This is a genomic window from Aeromicrobium sp. UBA7512 (assembly GCF_002476985.1).
Lineage (GTDB): Bacteria > Actinomycetota > Actinomycetes > Propionibacteriales > Nocardioidaceae > Aeromicrobium > Aeromicrobium phoceense.
In genome coordinates this window covers 362,763-378,106 of sequence record NZ_DLNK01000005.1, presented here as the reverse complement: position 1 = coordinate 378,106, position 15,344 = coordinate 362,763, and the positions used below count along the sequence as shown (strand labels likewise).

21 protein-coding genes are annotated in these 15,344 nt (G+C 69.8%); 12 read left to right on the top strand and 9 right to left on the bottom strand.

The window, feature by feature from the left end:
• Positions 1–71 precede the first annotated feature (71 nt).
• Positions 72–413: a YciI family protein gene (locus tag B2363_RS08295; RefSeq protein ID WP_181755244.1), complete on the top strand. Its 342-nt coding sequence runs from the start codon at positions 72–74 to the stop codon at positions 411–413.
• On the opposite strand, the gene B2363_RS08290 is transcribed toward B2363_RS08295, so the two are convergent.
• On the bottom strand, positions 304–1,521 hold the full coding sequence (locus B2363_RS08290; protein WP_286929588.1) for a DUF6544 family protein: 1,218 nt from the start codon (positions 1,519–1,521) through the stop codon (positions 304–306). The two genes, B2363_RS08295 and B2363_RS08290, sit on opposite strands and share 110 nt — an antisense overlap.
• A 117-nt stretch (positions 1,522–1,638) precedes the next feature.
• Here B2363_RS08290 and B2363_RS08285 point away from each other — a divergent pair, with 117 nt between their 5' ends.
• The 5 genes from B2363_RS08285 to B2363_RS08265 all read left to right on the top strand — a co-directional run bounded on the left by B2363_RS08285 (position 1,639) and on the right by B2363_RS08265 (position 5,749).
• Complete coding sequence (locus B2363_RS08285; RefSeq protein WP_286929587.1) at positions 1,639–2,556, top strand: ABC transporter ATP-binding protein; 918 nt, start codon at positions 1,639–1,641, stop codon at positions 2,554–2,556.
• A complete protein-coding gene (locus tag B2363_RS08280) occupies positions 2,553–4,160 on the top strand; it encodes an ABC transporter permease (RefSeq protein ID WP_286929586.1) in 1,608 nt (535 codons plus the stop codon). Before B2363_RS08285 ends, B2363_RS08280 begins: the two co-directional genes overlap by 4 nt.
• An 11-nt stretch (positions 4,161–4,171) precedes the next feature.
• Complete coding sequence (locus B2363_RS08275; protein WP_286929585.1) at positions 4,172–4,549, top strand: nitroreductase family deazaflavin-dependent oxidoreductase; 378 nt, start codon at positions 4,172–4,174, stop codon at positions 4,547–4,549.
• 65 nt (positions 4,550–4,614) lie between these two features.
• Positions 4,615–5,451 carry a sigma-70 family RNA polymerase sigma factor gene (locus B2363_RS08270; RefSeq protein ID WP_286929584.1) on the top strand — a complete coding sequence of 279 codons (837 nt, stop codon included), beginning with the start codon at positions 4,615–4,617 and terminating at the stop codon, positions 5,449–5,451.
• A gap of 61 nt (positions 5,452–5,512) precedes the next feature.
• Positions 5,513–5,749, top strand: coding sequence for a hypothetical protein (locus B2363_RS08265; protein WP_181755238.1), 237 nt, complete (start codon positions 5,513–5,515; stop codon positions 5,747–5,749).
• Positions 5,750–5,764: 15 nt separating this feature from the next.
• Here the strand turns inward: B2363_RS08265 and B2363_RS08260 are convergent, their stop codons facing one another.
• The gene (locus B2363_RS08260) at positions 5,765–6,352 is read right to left on the bottom strand and encodes a flavodoxin family protein (RefSeq protein WP_286929583.1); all 588 of its coding nucleotides are present in this window, start codon (positions 6,350–6,352) and stop codon (positions 5,765–5,767) included.
• Complete coding sequence (locus B2363_RS08255; protein ID WP_286929582.1) at positions 6,349–6,705, bottom strand: M23 family metallopeptidase; 357 nt, start codon at positions 6,703–6,705, stop codon at positions 6,349–6,351. The genes B2363_RS08260 and B2363_RS08255 overlap by 4 nt, the downstream gene beginning before the upstream one ends.
• Here B2363_RS08255 and B2363_RS08250 point away from each other — a divergent pair, their 5' ends adjacent.
• Together B2363_RS08250 and B2363_RS08245 are read left to right on the top strand one after the other, a co-directional pair.
• Positions 6,706–6,873: a hypothetical protein gene (locus B2363_RS08250; protein WP_286929581.1), complete on the top strand. Its 168-nt coding sequence runs from the start codon at positions 6,706–6,708 to the stop codon at positions 6,871–6,873.
• A 157-nt stretch (positions 6,874–7,030) separates the two neighbouring features.
• Positions 7,031–7,786, top strand: a complete 756-nt coding sequence (locus B2363_RS08245; RefSeq protein ID WP_286929580.1) for a glycoside hydrolase family 16 protein — start codon at positions 7,031–7,033, stop codon at positions 7,784–7,786.
• Between the two features lie 19 nt (positions 7,787–7,805).
• On the opposite strand, the gene B2363_RS08240 is transcribed toward B2363_RS08245, so the two are convergent.
• Complete coding sequence (locus B2363_RS08240; protein ID WP_286929579.1) at positions 7,806–8,324, bottom strand: DinB family protein; 519 nt, start codon at positions 8,322–8,324, stop codon at positions 7,806–7,808.
• Between the two features lie 37 nt (positions 8,325–8,361).
• On the bottom strand, positions 8,362–8,967 hold the full coding sequence (locus B2363_RS08235) for a MerR family transcriptional regulator (protein WP_286929578.1): 606 nt from the start codon (positions 8,965–8,967) through the stop codon (positions 8,362–8,364).
• A 77-nt stretch (positions 8,968–9,044) separates the two neighbouring features.
• On the opposite strand from B2363_RS08235, the gene B2363_RS08230 reads away from it, so the two are divergent.
• Positions 9,045–9,458 carry a hypothetical protein gene (locus tag B2363_RS08230; RefSeq protein WP_286929577.1) on the top strand — a complete coding sequence of 138 codons (414 nt, stop codon included), beginning with the start codon at positions 9,045–9,047 and terminating at the stop codon, positions 9,456–9,458.
• Between the two features lie 203 nt (positions 9,459–9,661).
• Positions 9,662–10,141: a hypothetical protein gene (locus tag B2363_RS08225; RefSeq protein ID WP_286929576.1), complete on the top strand. Its 480-nt coding sequence runs from the start codon at positions 9,662–9,664 to the stop codon at positions 10,139–10,141.
• Here B2363_RS08225 and B2363_RS08220 read toward each other — a convergent pair.
• Together B2363_RS08220 and B2363_RS08215 are read right to left on the bottom strand one after the other, a co-directional pair.
• Entirely contained in the window at positions 10,138–10,434 is a 297-nt protein-coding gene (locus B2363_RS08220) for a DUF2277 domain-containing protein (protein WP_181755227.1), read from the bottom strand. The two genes, B2363_RS08225 and B2363_RS08220, sit on opposite strands and share 4 nt — an antisense overlap.
• A gap of 67 nt (positions 10,435–10,501) precedes the next feature.
• Positions 10,502–12,178 (bottom strand): ATP-dependent nuclease, encoded by a 1,677-nt coding sequence (locus B2363_RS08215; protein ID WP_286929575.1) that lies wholly within the window; start codon positions 12,176–12,178, stop codon positions 10,502–10,504.
• A 143-nt stretch (positions 12,179–12,321) separates the two neighbouring features.
• Between B2363_RS08215 and B2363_RS08210 the strand changes: the two genes are divergently transcribed.
• On the top strand, positions 12,322–13,386 hold the full coding sequence (locus B2363_RS08210; protein ID WP_286929574.1) for a tocopherol cyclase family protein: 1,065 nt from the start codon (positions 12,322–12,324) through the stop codon (positions 13,384–13,386).
• A gap of 4 nt (positions 13,387–13,390) precedes the next feature.
• Here B2363_RS08210 and B2363_RS08205 read toward each other — a convergent pair whose 3' ends face one another.
• Positions 13,391–13,987: a malonic semialdehyde reductase gene (locus tag B2363_RS08205; RefSeq protein ID WP_286929573.1), complete on the bottom strand. Its 597-nt coding sequence runs from the start codon at positions 13,985–13,987 to the stop codon at positions 13,391–13,393.
• 85 nt (positions 13,988–14,072) lie between these two features.
• On the opposite strand from B2363_RS08205, the gene B2363_RS08200 reads away from it, so the two are divergent.
• Positions 14,073–14,492, top strand: coding sequence for an SAM-dependent methyltransferase (locus B2363_RS08200; RefSeq protein WP_286929572.1), 420 nt, complete (start codon positions 14,073–14,075; stop codon positions 14,490–14,492).
• 24 nt (positions 14,493–14,516) lie between these two features.
• Here B2363_RS08200 and B2363_RS08195 read toward each other — a convergent pair whose 3' ends face one another.
• Positions 14,517–15,326, bottom strand: a complete 810-nt coding sequence (locus B2363_RS08195; RefSeq protein WP_286929571.1) for a PIG-L deacetylase family protein — start codon at positions 15,324–15,326, stop codon at positions 14,517–14,519.
• Positions 15,327–15,344 lie beyond the last annotated feature (18 nt).

Genomic DNA, 15,344 nt, shown 5'->3' with positions numbered 1-15,344 from the left:
CCTCCGGGTCCACAATAGCCAGTAGGTGCCTGTCAGCCCGACGGGTCGTGGCTCCCGGAAGGAACCGTGAGATGGCGAAATTTCTGATCTCGTTCGTCGAGGGTGCGATGCGGGTTCCCGAGGCCGAGCTGCCCGACGTGGTGAAGGCCGCTCACGCCGTGGTGGACGAGGCCAAGGACGCCGGCGTCTGGATCCTCGGCGGCGGCCTGAAGAACCACTCCGAGGCCACCGTCGTCACGCCCGAGCGCACCCTCGTGGACGGTCCCGAGCCCTCCGCGAACGGCGCCATCGCCGGTTTCGCGCTCATCGAGGTGCGGACGTACGAGGAGGCCCTGGAGTGGGCCGCCGAGATCGCGGCGGCCTGCAGGTGCGACCAAGAGGTGCGCGAGCTCCTGCCGAGCGCCCGGACCTGACCGGGTCGAGGTCGACGTCCTCGAACTCCATCTCCACGTACGTGAACCAGCCCCGCGGGTCGCGCCACCGACCCACTCCCGAGGAGACCACGTGGTGGCCCTCGTCGTCGGTGTGGCCGGCGAGCGGGGTCGACCAGGTCTGGGGGACGAACGCCGTCCCGTCGTCCGAAGCCCGGATGCGATCCTCGGACACGAAGTTGACGAGCCGGTCCCCGTCGAACGTGAGCACCGCCGTCACCGTGTGCCGCCCGTTCGTGAAGACGCCGCGCACCTGACGGTCGTCGACCTGGGTCCACCGGATCGGCGCCCCGACGATCGCGCCCGGCGCCAGCACCACGAGGTCGTTGAAGACCGTGACCGTCTCCCCTTGGTCGAGCTCGGGACCTGAGGCGTCGAGCACCGTGGCCACCGAGAGCACCTTGGCCCGCATTGACGCCCGCGCCCCGGCGTAGCTGTGCAGCACGAGCACCGGCAGCGTGTACCGGCTGGCCTCCATGAGGAAGATGCGGCGGGGATCGGCCCCGAACGTGTTGACCTGCTTGCCCTGGAAGTCCATCCACGGCGCGTCCGGGCCGGTGCGGATGCGACCGGTGAAGTCGGCCCGCACGCTCGTGGGGCGCGGCCGGCCGACGGCACCCGCGCTGCGGACGTAGGCCGCCACGGGCACGGGCAGCGCGTCGAGGTCCTCCTCCGTGATCACCGGAGCGAGGGCGTCCGCCTGGGCGAGCGCCTCCTCCACCTGGTGGTGCCACTGCGCGTGGAAGCTGAACGGGCCACGCAGCAGGAACGAGTACGCGGCCACCACCAGCAGGAAGACATTGACCACGGTGCCGGAGCCCGAGACGTCCCACGAGGTCATGATCGCGACCTGCGAGACCACCGCCGCCACCACCGCCAGCAGCCACCAGCCCACCACGCGTCCGAGCGCAGCGAAGAGGGCCGTGACCAGCAGCAGCACCGCGGCGACGAGCCACAGCAGCCCCAGTCCGGTGGACTTCTCGAGAGTGGGATCGTCGGCCCACCCGAATCTCTCGGCGGCCCCCAGGAGGTGAATCAGGCCGTGGACGGTCACCAGTGCCACGACGGTCCACCGAAGGAGATTCGTCATCGAGATCACTCCCTTCCTCCACTGTCCTCCCGCAGCGGGTCACCCGCCACCGATCGCGCACCCTGTACAGCCGGGCTCCCGTCCACGACGATCGACGGGAGGACGAGAGGAGGACCGATGCCCCACTCCCCCACGTCCGGAGAGCCGGCGATCGTCGTCGACGGACTCGTCAAGCGCTTCGGCTCGTTCCCGGCACTCGACGGACTCGACCTGAGCGTCGCCACCGGCGAGGTCCACGGCTTCCTCGGCCCGAACGGAGCCGGCAAGTCCACCACGATCCGCGTCCTGCTCGGCCTGCTGCGCGCGAGCTCGGGCTCCGTGCGCCTGCTCGGCGGCGACCCGTGGCGCGACGTGGTCACCCTGCACCGCCGGCTCGCGTACGTGCCCGGTGACGTCGTGCTGTGGCCGGGGTTGTCGGGCGGCGAGGCGATCGACCTGCTCGGCAACCTGCGCGGTGGCCTGGACGAGCGACGACGCGCTCATCTGCTCGAGCGCTTCGAGCTGGACCCCACGAAGAAGGGGCGTCAGTATTCCAAGGGCAACCGGCAGAAGGTGGCGATCGTGGCGGCGCTGGCGGCCGACGTCGAGCTGCTGATCCTCGACGAGCCCACCTCCGGCCTCGACCCGCTCATGGAGGCGGTGTTCCAGGACGAGATCGCGCAGGAGAAGGCGCGCGGCCGCACGATCCTGCTGTCGAGCCACATCATGAGCGAGGTCGAGGCGCTCGCCGACCGCGTGAGCATCATCCGTGCCGGGCGGGTGGTCCAGACCGGGACGCTCGACGACCTCCGCGGGCAGACGCGCCTCACGATCAGCGCCACGCTGTCGAGCGTGCCGCACGAGCGCCTCGGCGTCCTCCACGACGTGCACCTCGACGAGCACCAGCGGCTGACCGCCACGGTCGAGCCCGCCCGCATCAACGAGGCGATGGCCGCACTGACCGAGCTCGGGATGACGGCACTCACGGTGTCGCCCGCGTCGCTCGAGGACCTGTTCCTGCGGCAGTACGGCGACACCGGCGAGAACACCCGATGACGACCGCCGTCAGGACCTCGCCGCTGACCGGGACCGGCCCGCTGCTCAAGGTCTCGCTGCACCAGGACGCGCGCCTCATCGCGCCGTGGGTCGTGCTGATCTCGGTGCTGTCGGCCTCGTCGATCCTGGCCTACGCGTGGGTGTTCCCCGACGCCGACGACCGCCGCGCGCTGGCGGCCACACTCGGGTCGAACCCCGCCCTGTCGCTCGTCTTCGGCCCGGCGCGCGACCTGATGACGGCCGACGGGTTCAACGCCTGGCGTGCCGGCCAGCTGGGCGCGTTCTTCGCCGGGCTGATGGCGATCCTCATCGTGGTGCGCAACAGCCGCGCCAACGAGGACTCGGGGCAGGCCGAGCTCATCGCCTCCGGGGTGATCGCGCGCCACTCGCGACTCGCCGTCGCCGTGCTCATGGCCGCCGTCGCCGCCATCGCGCTGGGCGTGTTCTGCTTCGTCGTCACGCTGCTCTGCGGCGGTGGCGTGGTGCCGACACTGATCCTTTCGGCCAGCTTCACCGCATCAGCGCTGATGTTCGCGGGCGTCGCGGCGGTGACCTCGCAGCTCGCCTCCGAGGCGCGGACGGCGAGCAGCATGGCGGTGGGCACGCTCGGCGTCTTCTACGTCCTGCGCGGCTACATCGACTCGAGCGACTTCCCGGACTGGGTCACGTGGCTGACGCCGCTCGGCTGGCTCGAGGAGACCCGGCCCGCCACGGAGAACGACCCGTGGCCACTGCTGCTGGCAATGGCCTTCGCGGTGCTGCTCGTCCTCGCGGCCTTCGTCCTGCAGGGCCACCGGGACTTCGGCCAGGGCATGGTCGCCACCCGACCCGGCCCGGCACGCGCCGGGCTCGCCGGCAGTGCGTGGGGACTGGCGTTCAGGCTGCACCGTGGCCTGCTCGCCGCGTGGTTGATCGGCTTCGCCGGGCTGGGCCTGCTCTTCGGCACCATCGCCACCTCGATCGGCGACCTCATCGCCGAGAACCCGGCCGTCGGCGTCGTGCTTGCCGCGAGCGGCGTGGGCAGCCTGACCTTCGCGTTCCTCATGACGATCCTGCAGATCATCGCGATCATCGCCGCCGCCATGGGCGTGCAGATCGTGCTCCGGATCCATGCCGAGGAGACGGACGTCCGGGTCGACCCGCTGCTGGCAACGCCGCTGCGGCGGCCCACCTACCTGGCCAGCAACGCGCTCGTGGCGTTCGGCTCCACGGCCGTGGCGATGCTGGTCGCGGGCACCACGCTCGGCCTCGTCGCCTCGGCCGAGGACGAGACCGTGGAGCTCGTCGACGTGGTGGCGCAGGCCGCCGCGACGATCCCGGGCGTGTGGGTGCTGGTCGCGCTCGCGCTCGCGGTGGTGGGCGCGGCGCCGTCGAAGCGCCTCGTCGGCTGGCTCGGCGTGGTCGCCACGTTCGGCCTGACGATCCTCGGCCCGACCTTCAACCTGTGGGACTGGGTGCTCGACATCAGCCCGCTGCGCCACGTCCCCGACGTCACGTCCGCGTCGCCGGAGTGGAGCGGCCTGGCCTGGCTCGCCGGCTTCATCGTCGTGCTCACCACCATCGGCTTCGGCGGCTTCCGCCGGCGCGACATCGCCCGCACCTGACAGGAGAGTCCATGCCCTTCCTCGGCCGCTTCCCCGCCCTTCCCCGGGTCCTCAACCCGTACATGCTGCCGCTCGCGAGGAAGGTGCCGCCGCTGGTGGTGCTGCGGCACTTCGGCCGGCGCACCGGCCGCACGTTCGAGGCGCCGGTGATGGCCTTCGCCACGGGTCGCGGCTACATCGTGGCGCTCACCTACGGCCACGACCCGAACTGGGCGCTCAACCTGCTCGCGGCGGGGCAGGGCGAGATGGTGCGCGCCGGCCGCAGGTACGCCATCTCCGACCCGCGCCGCCGGACCGACGCCCACGCGGACGTGCCCGCTCCGATCGCCGCGATCCTGCGCGCCATGGACGTGCACGACTTCCTCGAGTTCACGACGACTCCACTCTGACCGGTCACATCCGGCACGTCCCGATCGTCAACCGGATGAACGAACGAGATGGAAGGGTGGACGCCGTGGATCAGACCGAACAGTTCGAGGCCGAGCGACCACGCCTCGTCGCGATCGCCGGGCGCGTGCTCGGCGACGCGGCAGAGGCCCAGGACATCGTCCAGCAGGCGTGGCTGCGCTTGGACCGCAACGAGACCCCGATCGACGACCTGCCCGCCTGGCTGACCACCGTCACCACGCGGTTGTGCCTCGACCGGCTGAAGTCGCGCACTCCGGTGCCGTACGAGGACGTCGACCCCGGGGAGACCGAAGGCGACCCGGCCGACGACGTCGCTCTGGCCGACACCGTCGGGATCGCGCTCAGCGTCGTGCTGGAGCGACTGGCCCCGCGCGAGCGGGTCGCCTTCGTCCTGCACGACAGCTTCGGCTTCGAGTTCGGCACGATCGCCGCGGTCCTGGACACCACGCCGGCGGCGGCGCGCAAGCTCGCCTCGCGCGCCCGCGCCAAGGTGACCCAGCCGCGGCCCGAGGACAGCCTCACCGACTGGGAGGTCGTGGACGCGTTCATGGCCGCGGCGAGGAACGGCGAGTTCGACCGCCTGCTGCAGCTGCTGGCGCCCGACGCGCTCGTCTCGGCGGACGACGCGGCGATCCTGGTCGGCACGCCCGAGCGCATCGAGGGACGCGGCGAGGTGGCCGCGTTCTTCAACGGCAGCGCCCACGCGGCCCTGCCCGTCTTCGTCGAGGACCGGCCCGGCACCGCGTGGTTCCTCAAGGGAGCCGCGCAGGTCGTCTTCGACTTCACCGTCCGCGACGGCCTCGTGCAGGCCATCACGTTCCGCGCCGCCCCCGAGGTGCTGGAGACGGTGCAGCGCCGCGACGGCGCAGATCCCCGGGGCTGATCGGTCACACCGACGCCCTCCCACTCGTCAGACAGATGAAGGCCCAACGAAGGAGAACACCATGAAGACCATGACCTGCCGCGACCTCGGCGGACCCTGCGACCACGCCCACCGTGGCGAGGACGCCGACGCCGTGATCAACGCCCAGGACAAGCACCTGAAGGCCGCCGAGAAGGCCGGCGACGCCACCCACCAGGAGGCGCGCGACGCCATGAAGGGTCGCTGGCGCCACCCGAAGAAGTCGCTCGGTTGGTACAACGACATGAAGAAGAAGTTCGCCGAGCTGCCCGAGGACTGACCCGGGCGGCGCCCGTCACATGCCGCGACGGGCGCCCAGCTCTGCGCCCCACGCCTCGGCGCGCTCGAGTTCGTGGTCGAGCAGCGGACCCTCCATGTCGTCCACGTAGAAGCTCTCGGTGGCGACGAGGTGACCGAGGTGATGCTTCCTCACCGACTTGCCTGCGGCCTTCGCGGCCGACCCGGGCAGCTTCCGCACCTTCGCCACGCGGGTGTCGAAGGTGGCGACCTCGACGTGGTCGGACGGCGCCTGGCCCTCCAGCCACTCGCGGATGCCGATGCTCTCGTGGCCCGGCTCCGCCCCCTTCGTCGCTGCGTCCTCGCGCGTGGCCTCCCGGCTCATCGAGAACGCGTGGGTGGGTCCTCCGATCACCAGGAGGTCCACGTCCGCGGGGAGGGTCGCCGGGGCCCGGCCGACGTCCGCCACCGTCACGTCGGGACCGAGGCCCCGGGCCACCGCCTCGGCGACGGCGCGAGTGTTGCCCCACATCGACTCGTAGATCACCAGCTCGTTCATGACGTTCTCCTGCCACTCGATCCCCCGCACTCCCATGCTCCCGCTCGACCGGGGCACGAGGTGGGCGACGAACGTCTGGTGCGTCACGCGCTCACGATCTCGGACTCGTCCGGGAGGGTGGGGCCGTCCGGCCCTCGGAACGCCAGCGGCAGTCCCCTGGCCACGTTCCACTCGATGCTGTCGGTCACCTGAAGGTGCACGTGCGGCTGGGTGCTGTTGCCCGAGTTCCCGCAGGCGCCCACCGCGCGGCCCTCGACGACCTCGTCACCGACCGCGACCCGCACCGACCCCTGGCGCAGGTGCGCGAGCAGGACGAACGGGCCACCGTCCCCCATCGCGATCACCACGTGGTTGCCGGCGATCGCGGCGGCACCGCCCCGCACGCGCTGCGCCTGCGTGAACGCGTACCCCAGCAGCGTCGGCGCGGACCGTCGCGCCACATGGCGGGCTCACCGTCGTGGGCGATCAGCACACGACCCGAGCACGGCGCCAGGATCGGGAGACCGAACCCGACGAAGCCCTCGGGCGGCTCGGTCGCCACCATCGCGCGCCAGCTCCACGGCGCCGACCTGCCCCGCTCGTCCACCGCGATGAAGTCGATCGCGTAGGTCGTCCCCATCAGATGGGTGCCGTGGCTCGGCACGCGCCGCGCCGGGCTGTTCCGGGCCAGCCACCGGCCGGTGAAGGGGTACGCCAGGTCGATGGGCGATGGGTCGCCGTCCGTCATGGCTTCCACTCTGGCACCCGGCGCGGGCACCATGAGGCATGCCGCGTGCCTTCGACGACGACTTCGACGGGCCGGGCCTCGATCGGTCGGTCTGGCTCCCCCACTACCTCCCGGCGTGGAGCTCGCTCGCGACCACCGCGGCGGACTTCGAGGTCGCTGACTCCTGCCTGACCCTGCGCATCGGGCCTGACCAGGGTCTGTGGTGCGCCGACGACCACCGGCCGGCGCTGCGCGTCTCGGGCGTGCAGACCGGTAACCACTCGGGGCCCGTCGGCAGCACGATCGGCCAGCAGCCGTTCCGCGAGGGCCTGACGGTGCGGGAGGAGCAGGAGACGTTCTGGGGCTGGACCCCGAGGCTCGCGTCGCTCGAGGTGGTGGCGCGGATGGACCTGTCGCCGCGCTCGATGGCCTCGTGCTGGCTCGTGGGCCGCGAGCTCGACCCCCGCGAGTCGTCCGAGATCTGCCTGTTCGAGGTCTTCGGCGACACGCTCCAGGCGGGCTCCGCGGAGGTGGGCGCCGGTCTGCACGCCTTCCGCGACCCTGACGTTCCCGAGGACTTCGCGACGACGCGGCTGCCGATCGACGTCGCCGAGTTCCACACGTACGCCTTCGACTGGACCACCGACGAGGTCCGCTTCTCGGTCGACGGCGAGCCGCTGCGCACCTGTGCAAGCCCGCCGGCCTACCCGATGCAGGTGATCCTCGCGGTCTTCGACTTCCCCGAGCGCGCGCCCGGCGCCGACCCCGATCACGTGCCCACGCTCGTCGTCGACCGCATCCGCGAGACGGCCTGACACGACAACGAGAACCGGGCTACTCCCCGACAGGCTCACCGGCGAGCTCGGCCACGATGTCGAGGTGCCCGAGGTGGCGCGCGTACTCCTGGATGAGGTGGAGCAGGACGCGTTCGAGCGTGGCGGGCTCCCCTCTCCAGTGCGGCCCGGGGCGGCCGACGTCGGCCAGGTCGTGGGCCGCGATCACGGCTCGGCTGCGTGCACCTTGCGTCGCCAGCGCAGCGATGACGTCCTCGGTGGCCTCATCCGGTGCCACGTGCCAGGGCTGGTCCCGCTCGTGGTGGAGTCGGTCACCCCACGGCGCGTCGACCTCGCGGCCCTCGAAGGACCATTCCAGCCAGCGCAGCTCCACGAACGTGAGGTGTTTGACGAGTTCGATCGGGGTCCACCCGGACGACAGACGGCTGCGTCGTCGCTCGTCCTCGTCGAGACCCTCGGTCTTGGCGATCACACGGTCCCGGAAGTAGTCGAGGTAGCGGATCAGGACATCCACTCGTGAGTCGGCAGGGAGGGACGGGCCCGGGAACTCGGCATCCATTCGTCCACCATGTCACGGCGTCGCCGTCGACTCTCGCCTAGCCGCGGCCCGAGCCCGCCTCGTGCGCCATCCGCCGCAGCGTCGTCAGCACGGGCTCGTAGAGCAGGGTGCCGACGATGAGCTTCTCCGCGGCGACGATCGGATCGGTCTCGCTGGCGACCCGTGGGACGTCTACGGCCGCCACGGTCGCGGCGGCCTCGGCGTAGGCGTCCAGCACCTCGTCGGTCGCCGGGAAGTCGAGCTCGTCGACGGTGTCGAGCGCGGCCGCAAGGGTTCGGCGGTGCGGGCTGTCGGGCTCGAGGTCCCAGCCGCGCCGGGCGAGCAGGGCATCCACCTGCCGCCGCGACTCATCGGACGGCTCGTCCTGCACGGGCGCCGACAGGTGCCACTGCGTCACGCCGCGCGCCTCGTGCAGCGATCCGGACGCGTCAAGCGCGGCGACCACGGCGCGGACCTCGTCGAGCGCCAGCCCGGCCACATCAGTGAGGGCGCGGACCAGGCGCAACCGCCGCAGGTGCGACTCGTCGTAGCGCGCCCACGTGGCGCCCTCCGTGGCGCCGGGTGGGACGAGACCCGCTCGGAGGTAGTACTTGATCGTCGCGGTCGGCAGCCCGCTGCGTGCGGAGAGTTCGGCGAGGCGCATGACGACATCTTGACAGATGGGATAGTCAAGGTCTCCAATAAATGGGATAGTTCCACTATCCGAACATTGGAGTCCCCATGGAACCCCTGCTCTCCGACGCCTCCCGTCAACTGGCCGGCATCCTCTTCCTCGCGCTCGTGACCGTCGAGACGGGCGGCCTCTACATGGTCCGCATCGTCACGGGTCGCGAGCGCGCCACACCGTTCCAGGAGAAGTTCGCCCGCGCCGGTCACGCGCACGCCGGCGTGCTGCTGGTGCTCGCGCTGGTCTGCCAGCCGTTCGTCGACGCCACCGAGCTCACCGGCATCTGGGAGTGGCTCGCGCGCACCGGCGTCGCGGTGTCGGCACTGCTCATGCCGGGCGGCTTCTTCTTCGCCTCGATGGGCCGCGGTCGCACCGAGCCGAACCGGCTGATCCTTCTCGTCTTCGCCGGTGGCCTCCTGCTGGCGGTCAGTCTCGCCACCCTCGGCGTCGGGTTGCTGACGGCCTGAACCCGGGCGCTCTGAACTGGATGGTGCTTCCCGCGTTGACTCGCGTCCTGTCGGGGTACTTCGTGGGAGGTCCTTCAGGACCGGTGCGGTGGGGGCGCTACTCAGGGAGGCAGCGCCCTCACCTGCACCTCTCCGAGGGCATGGGTCTGTCCAAGTGGCCGAGGTCGCGCCACACTGGGGCTGAGCGCTCCGGGGGAGACACGATGGATGTCAACACGTTCTACGCGGTCTTCTCCGCCACCTGCTTCACGCTGGTCGGGCTGTGGTGGGGCGTGACGCTGCGCGACACCAGTTGGGTGGGCGACCCGGTCCGCCGCCGCGCGATCGGCGGGGTCTACCTCGCGTTCCTGCTGCCGGCACTGATGGGACTGTTCGCGCAGGTCGGCGGCGTGGAGCAGCCCGCCATCTGGAGGGTCAGCTTCATCGTCATCGCCGCGGCCGGCTGCCTGGCGACGGTGCGGCTGCTCACCTCCGACCACGAGCCCGCCCTCACCGCGATCCGGGCCGGCTCCATTGCCGTCTACGTGCTGGTGGCGCTCATGGGTGTCTTCCCCGGCGCCGCCGACCTCGTGGGCCTGCGCCCGATCCAGGCCGAGGCGCTCCTGCTCGTCCTCCTGGTCGCACTCGGGCACGCCCTTGTGTGGCACCACCTGGTGCACGACACGGCGACGAGTTCGGCCTAGGCGGTCGCGGTCCGGTTCCGGACCTCGCGCTCCATCCGCTTCTCGTGACGCTCGCGCCCCTTGATCGCCTCGAGCTCGCGACTCTTCGGCGGCGCCTTCGTCACGAGGTCGTCGAGCAGCCGCCGCGTCGCCTCCGCGATCTCGTCGATCGCCCGCTCGAACGCCTCCGCGTTGGCCTGCGAGGGCCGCGTCGACCCGCTGACCTTCCGCACGAACTGCAGCGCGGCCTCGCGCACCTCGTCATCGGTCGTCGCGGGCTCGAAGTTGTGGAGCACCCTGATGTTTCGGCACATGCTCCGACGGTAACCCCGACTCCCGATCATTGCAGGCACGCACGTTCCTCCTGGAAGGTGAGCGACGTCAGGATTCGTTCGACCTTCGAATAAAGGCAACGATTTTCCTGATCTGAGCTGAGAGTTCAGCACTCATGGGCGTCAATTCGTCCCATCGAGCGACAACTTCGCGGGCTACGGCAGACTTGCTCGCCTTGATGCCCACGTTTGCGAGGGGATTCTCATATTGCTCCCCCGCCCACCGGGGTTTGGCCGCCGGGTGCACTTTCAGCAAGCTCTCATTAAGAAGTTCGTGAGGCACGTAGTTCTCTATCGTGTAGCCCTTGCTGACCCAGATGCCGGCACCAGCATCCATTTCCGCGATTAGCCGTTGCTTGGTGACATTTACGCGTTGACGCGGCTTTTTCTTGTCGGAGTCCAGCACGAGGTACATGTTTTGGTTTAAGCGTCGAAGGGAGATGAACTGCTCGACCGCGCGAACGGAGAGATCGGGATTAAGCCCGGAGAGGTGACTCATCAATGCGCCACCAAAGAACATAATTGAGTAGTCGACGTGTTCAGAAAGCTCGGGCGCGAGGATCGAGATCCAGTGACGGATGTACGTACGGTCAGACGGTCCTTCGACCCAGATCACCGCGTTTGACTGGAGAAGGTCCGAAGCTTGATAACCCAAATCATCACATATTCCAAAGCGTTCGCTCGCCGACGTTGCGAGCGCAACCTCAGTTCGGCCTACTTCCTTGGTGAGGTGGAAGATGCATGCATCGTCGTGATCCAACATGTGTGCCGAGTGGGTAGCGATTAGAAATTGATTGTTGTGTTGCTGAGCAAGATGCCTGACTAACTTCCGTTGCAGCCGCGGGTGTAGATAGACCTCCGGCTCCTCCATCAGAATGAGCGCCTCTGGCATTAGTGCCACGGCCGCCGCAAGAATGACCACTTGTTCGACTCCAGAACCCATGCTCGAGAGCGGGAGCAGCATTCCTCCCTGCCGAATGAGGATCTGACTAGCGTCGTGTGGGATCTCAATAGCCACCTGCTCGTCCTCAAGCACAGTTCGAACGAAGCGCTCGACGTCCTCGAAGGCGAGACGTTCTGACGCAAGTTCAAGTGTTGGATCCTTGAGTCTCTGCAGGCCACGGACTATCCCAGACCCATCCGGGCCAAGGCTGGCGCCCTCTCGAACCTGGCGGGACGCTGGGACGAACGCAACCTTCGGCACTAGATCGACGAAGTTCAGGTGATTGACAATTCGCTGTAGGTCGTCGGTCTCACCTCCGCCTCCTTGATGAGTCAACGCTGACGAAATCTCAGAAAGCGACTGCCGCGACATCCCCCTCTGAGCCTCCGCCAACAGCGACTCCCGCAGCCCCAGACCGCGGGACGTAAGTTCGTATGGGACCCAGATTGAACCGTCCCCGAAGCGATTCATCGCAGAGTTGGCGAAGGCCTGCCAGAGATGATCTGGAACACCGCGGTCGCTAAGTCGTTGCTGAAGTCGATCCTCAGTGCACTCTACGAAGACCGCTATGGGCTGCGCCTCAGCAGCCCCGTAGTAGTCGATTGCTTCGATTGCGTGTTCCTCAGTGGGCGCGAGTCGAAGGAGTAGCCGAAGCACGTTCGACTTGCCCGAGTTGTTGCGCCCGGCCAGGAAGTTCACGCTCCCAAGACCGCTGAAGAACTGTGGAGCCTCCTGCGAAAAACTGCGAAATCCTGCGGTTCCGATTCCGGTGAGAAGCTCCACGGGACAAACTCTCTCAGATTTGGGGCCACCGAATGGAAACTTCGACGGGCCGTATGCGAGAGGCGGGCGAGTCCCACCAGCAGTGCGCGGCCGGCGCATCGCGGGAAGTTGTCGCATTCCACAACCGCGGCGATAGTGCAGTCATGACTCTGCTGCGTCGTGCCCTCGGATCCATACAGCACGCGTACCGGGCCAGCGGGGCGGACCGGCCGTTCGGGGATCCGCTGCCTGCGCACGGGGTTGCGATGGAGGGCTACTTCTGGCGGTTCACCGATCCCGCATCTGGACGCGTGGTGATCGCGCTCAACGGGGTGAACCGGGCGGCCGACGGGACGTGGTCGACGCTCGGGCTCGCGGCGCACCCGAACGGCTTCCTCCACACCACGACCCACCCCGAGGGCCACGCCGACGAACACGAGCTGGGCGTGACCTCGGGCGACGTGTTCCGCGGCACCACCGACAGCCTGCGGGTCGACCTCGCGCCCAACGCGCGACTCGACGTCCGGATCACGAACCCCGTGCCCTGGCCGCGGCGCAGCTTCGGCGGGTCGAGCATCTTCCAGTCGGTCCCCGGGCTCAACCAGTACTGGCACCCGTGGCTGCTCGGCGGGTCCGCGCACGGCACGGCCGTGGTCGGCGACGAGACCTGGGAGCTCGACGGCTGGTCGGTCTACGCGGAGAAGAACTGGGGCAAGGGCGGGTTCCCCGACTCGTGGTGGTGGGGCCAGGCGCAGGGTTTCGCCGACCCGACGGTGTGCGTCGCGTTCGCCGGCGGCGAGGTCACCGCGGGGCCGCTGCGCACCACCGTCACGGCCGTGGTCGTGCGGCTGCCCGACGGCTCGGTGATCCGCCTCGGCGACCCGGTCGTCTCACCGGTCCACGCGGAGGTCACCGACGAGCGCTGGTCCCTCCACGGCCGCAGCGCGCGGTGGCGCATCGACATCGAGGGATCGGGCAGCCTCGCCAGTGCCCACGTGCTGCCGGTGCCGCTCCCCCTCGAACGGCGCAACGTGCCCGGCGCGATCGAGCACCTCGGCGCGCGCATGCGCGTCACGGTGCGCCACCGGGGCAGCGTCGTGTGGGAGGGCGAGTCGCACCTCGCCGCGCTCGAGCACGGCGGCATCGACCGGGCGCGCGCCGAGGTCACGCGCCGGGGTCACGGGCCGGACGCCGAGGACGCTCCCCCGACGGCCCGCCCGCTCCCCTGACGGCTCAGAGCGCGGTGACGACCTGCTCGTGCTCGAGGCGGGGCAGGCGGTCGAACCAGGCGTTCTCGCCGGGGTGGCCGATGTTGACGACGACCATCGACTTGTAGCCGGTGCCGGCCAGCAGGTCCTCGTCGATGCCGGCGGCGTCGAACCCGGTCATCGGGCCCGCGGCCAGGCCGGCGGCGCGCACGCCCATCACGAAGTAGCCCACCTGGATGGCGGCGTTGAAGCGCGCGGTGGCCTCACGGGCGTCGGCGTCCGGGAACCAGTCCTTGGCGCCCTCCGCGTGCGGGAAGACGGTGGGCAGGTGCTCGTTGAAGTTGGTGTCGGCGGCCAGCACGGCCACCAGCGGGGCGGTCGCCGTCTTGTCGCGGTTGCCGTCCGCCATGTGCTTCAGCAGACGCGAGCGCGCCTCGTCGCTGCGGATCAGCACGACGCGCAGGGGCTGGCAGTTCATCGCGGTCGGCCCGAACTTCACGAGGTCCTGGATGGCCGCGACCTGCTCGTCGGTCACCGGCTCGTCGGTGAAGGAGTTGGCGGTGCGGGCCTCACGGAACAGCAGGTCCTGGGCTTCGGGGGACAGTCGCAGAGAATTGTTCACATTTCAACTAACGCGCCACGCCGAGCCGAGGATTCCACTTCCGGAGCGTGTCTCCGCTCACGTCGATGGCTGCGAGGATGGCCGCATGGACCCGAGCCCGAAGCTCTCGTCACGACTCGCGGAGATCCTCGACGTGCTGCCGCTGCGGCCCGGGCGGCGCGTTCTCGAGATCGGCGGAGCCCCCGGCCCGCTCGCCCGGGCGATCGCCGCGCGCGTGGGGCCGACCGGGTTCGTCCTCGTCGTCGACCGGTCCGAACGCGGCACCGCGGCCACCGAAAGAGCCTGCGCCGCCGAGATCCGCGACGGCCTCCTGGGCGTCAGGTGCTCACCCGTGGAGGCGTTCGCGCTCGAGCCCCACGAGCCGCCCTTCGACCTCGCGATCGCCAACCGCGTGGGCGCCTTCGACGGACGCCAGCGCGCCGCCGCCGCAGCCGCCCTCGAGGCGATCACCGCGGCGACGACACCCGGAGCGCCGTTCTACGTCGACGGCCGGCTCTGGGCGTGACCGCTTCGGGCATCCCCGTCTCAGTCAGCTCAGGCCCAGCGGAGGTTCCTCGGATGAAGCCCTTCCACCCAGCTCCATCGCCTCACGCGCGATCGGCGGCGGCGCGTGGAAGTCGAAGGCGCGGAACAGCACGGCGTGCGCGACGCCCACTCGCCGTCCCTGCATCTTGGTGATGCCCGTGATCATGGGTCGCGGCGGCGGGTGCCCCTCGATGCCCGCGAGGTACTGACCGTGCGCCTCGAGCGACGCGATCCCCTTCTCGAGGGGCTCCCCCGTGACGTCGACGCCGTGGGTCGGCGCGGAATCACCGGAGACGAGCAGCCAGCGCGGCGACCACGGCTCGAGCCCCTCCGAGAGCAGCTCGGGGAACACCCACCGGTTGCCGGCGTCGCGCAGCGCGTCGAGGGCCGCCAGCCCGGCGACCCGGTGGTCGGCCTGGTTCAGCCCGGCGACGAACTCGACCTCCCACGAGCCCACCAGCACCGCGTCGGGCCGGAAGCGTCGGATCGCCCTCGAGATGTCCCGGCGCATCGCCAGCGAGTACTCGAGGATCCCATCGGGGTAGTCGAGGAACTGGACGTCCGAGACGCCCACGATCTCCGAGGCGGCGATCTGCTCCTTCTGGCGCAGCTCGGCCGTCTCCTTGGGCGACAGCGCGTCCATGCCGGCCTCGCCGCGGGTCAGCAGCAGGTAGGCGACGTCGACGCCCTCGCTCGTCCACCGCGCGACCGCGGACGACGTGCCGTACTCGACGTCGTCGGGGTGCGCGACGACGCACAGGACGCGCTCGAAGGCATCGGACGGGAGGGGTGGAAGCAGCTCATCGGCGCTCATCCTCGGAGCGTACGCCCG

What these genes read in the sequence shown, in the direction of transcription:
- B2363_RS08230 (WP_286929577.1), top strand. Translation starts at nt 9,045, where the DNA reads ATGGAACCCCTGCTCTCCGACGCCTCCCGTCAACTGGCCGGCATCCTC.
- B2363_RS08250 (WP_286929581.1), top strand. Translation starts at nt 6,706, where the DNA reads ATGGCGGGCTCACCGTCGTGGGCGATCAGCACACGACCCGAGCACGGC.
- B2363_RS08225 (WP_286929576.1), top strand. Translation starts at nt 9,662, where the DNA reads ATGGATGTCAACACGTTCTACGCGGTCTTCTCCGCCACCTGCTTCACG.
- B2363_RS08235 (WP_286929578.1), bottom strand. Translation starts at nt 8,967, where the DNA reads ATGCGCCTCGCCGAACTCTCCGCACGCAGCGGGCTGCCGACCGCGACG.
- B2363_RS08240 (WP_286929579.1), bottom strand. Translation starts at nt 8,324, where the DNA reads ATGGATGCCGAGTTCCCGGGCCCGTCCCTCCCTGCCGACTCACGAGTG.
- B2363_RS08265 (WP_181755238.1), top strand. Translation starts at nt 5,513, where the DNA reads ATGAAGACCATGACCTGCCGCGACCTCGGCGGACCCTGCGACCACGCC.
- B2363_RS08285 (WP_286929587.1), top strand. Translation starts at nt 1,639, where the DNA reads ATGCCCCACTCCCCCACGTCCGGAGAGCCGGCGATCGTCGTCGACGGA.
- B2363_RS08290 (WP_286929588.1), bottom strand. Translation starts at nt 1,521, where the DNA reads ATGACGAATCTCCTTCGGTGGACCGTCGTGGCACTGGTGACCGTCCAC.
- B2363_RS08295 (WP_181755244.1), top strand. Translation starts at nt 72, where the DNA reads ATGGCGAAATTTCTGATCTCGTTCGTCGAGGGTGCGATGCGGGTTCCC.
- B2363_RS08200 (WP_286929572.1), top strand. Translation starts at nt 14,073, where the DNA reads ATGGACCCGAGCCCGAAGCTCTCGTCACGACTCGCGGAGATCCTCGAC.
- B2363_RS08245 (WP_286929580.1), top strand. Translation starts at nt 7,031, where the DNA reads ATGCCGCGTGCCTTCGACGACGACTTCGACGGGCCGGGCCTCGATCGG.
- B2363_RS08210 (WP_286929574.1), top strand. Translation starts at nt 12,322, where the DNA reads ATGACTCTGCTGCGTCGTGCCCTCGGATCCATACAGCACGCGTACCGG.
- B2363_RS08275 (WP_286929585.1), top strand. Translation starts at nt 4,172, where the DNA reads ATGCCCTTCCTCGGCCGCTTCCCCGCCCTTCCCCGGGTCCTCAACCCG.
- B2363_RS08280 (WP_286929586.1), top strand. Translation starts at nt 2,553, where the DNA reads ATGACGACCGCCGTCAGGACCTCGCCGCTGACCGGGACCGGCCCGCTG.
- B2363_RS08220 (WP_181755227.1), bottom strand. Translation starts at nt 10,434, where the DNA reads ATGTGCCGAAACATCAGGGTGCTCCACAACTTCGAGCCCGCGACGACC.
- B2363_RS08195 (WP_286929571.1), bottom strand. Translation starts at nt 15,326, where the DNA reads ATGAGCGCCGATGAGCTGCTTCCACCCCTCCCGTCCGATGCCTTCGAG.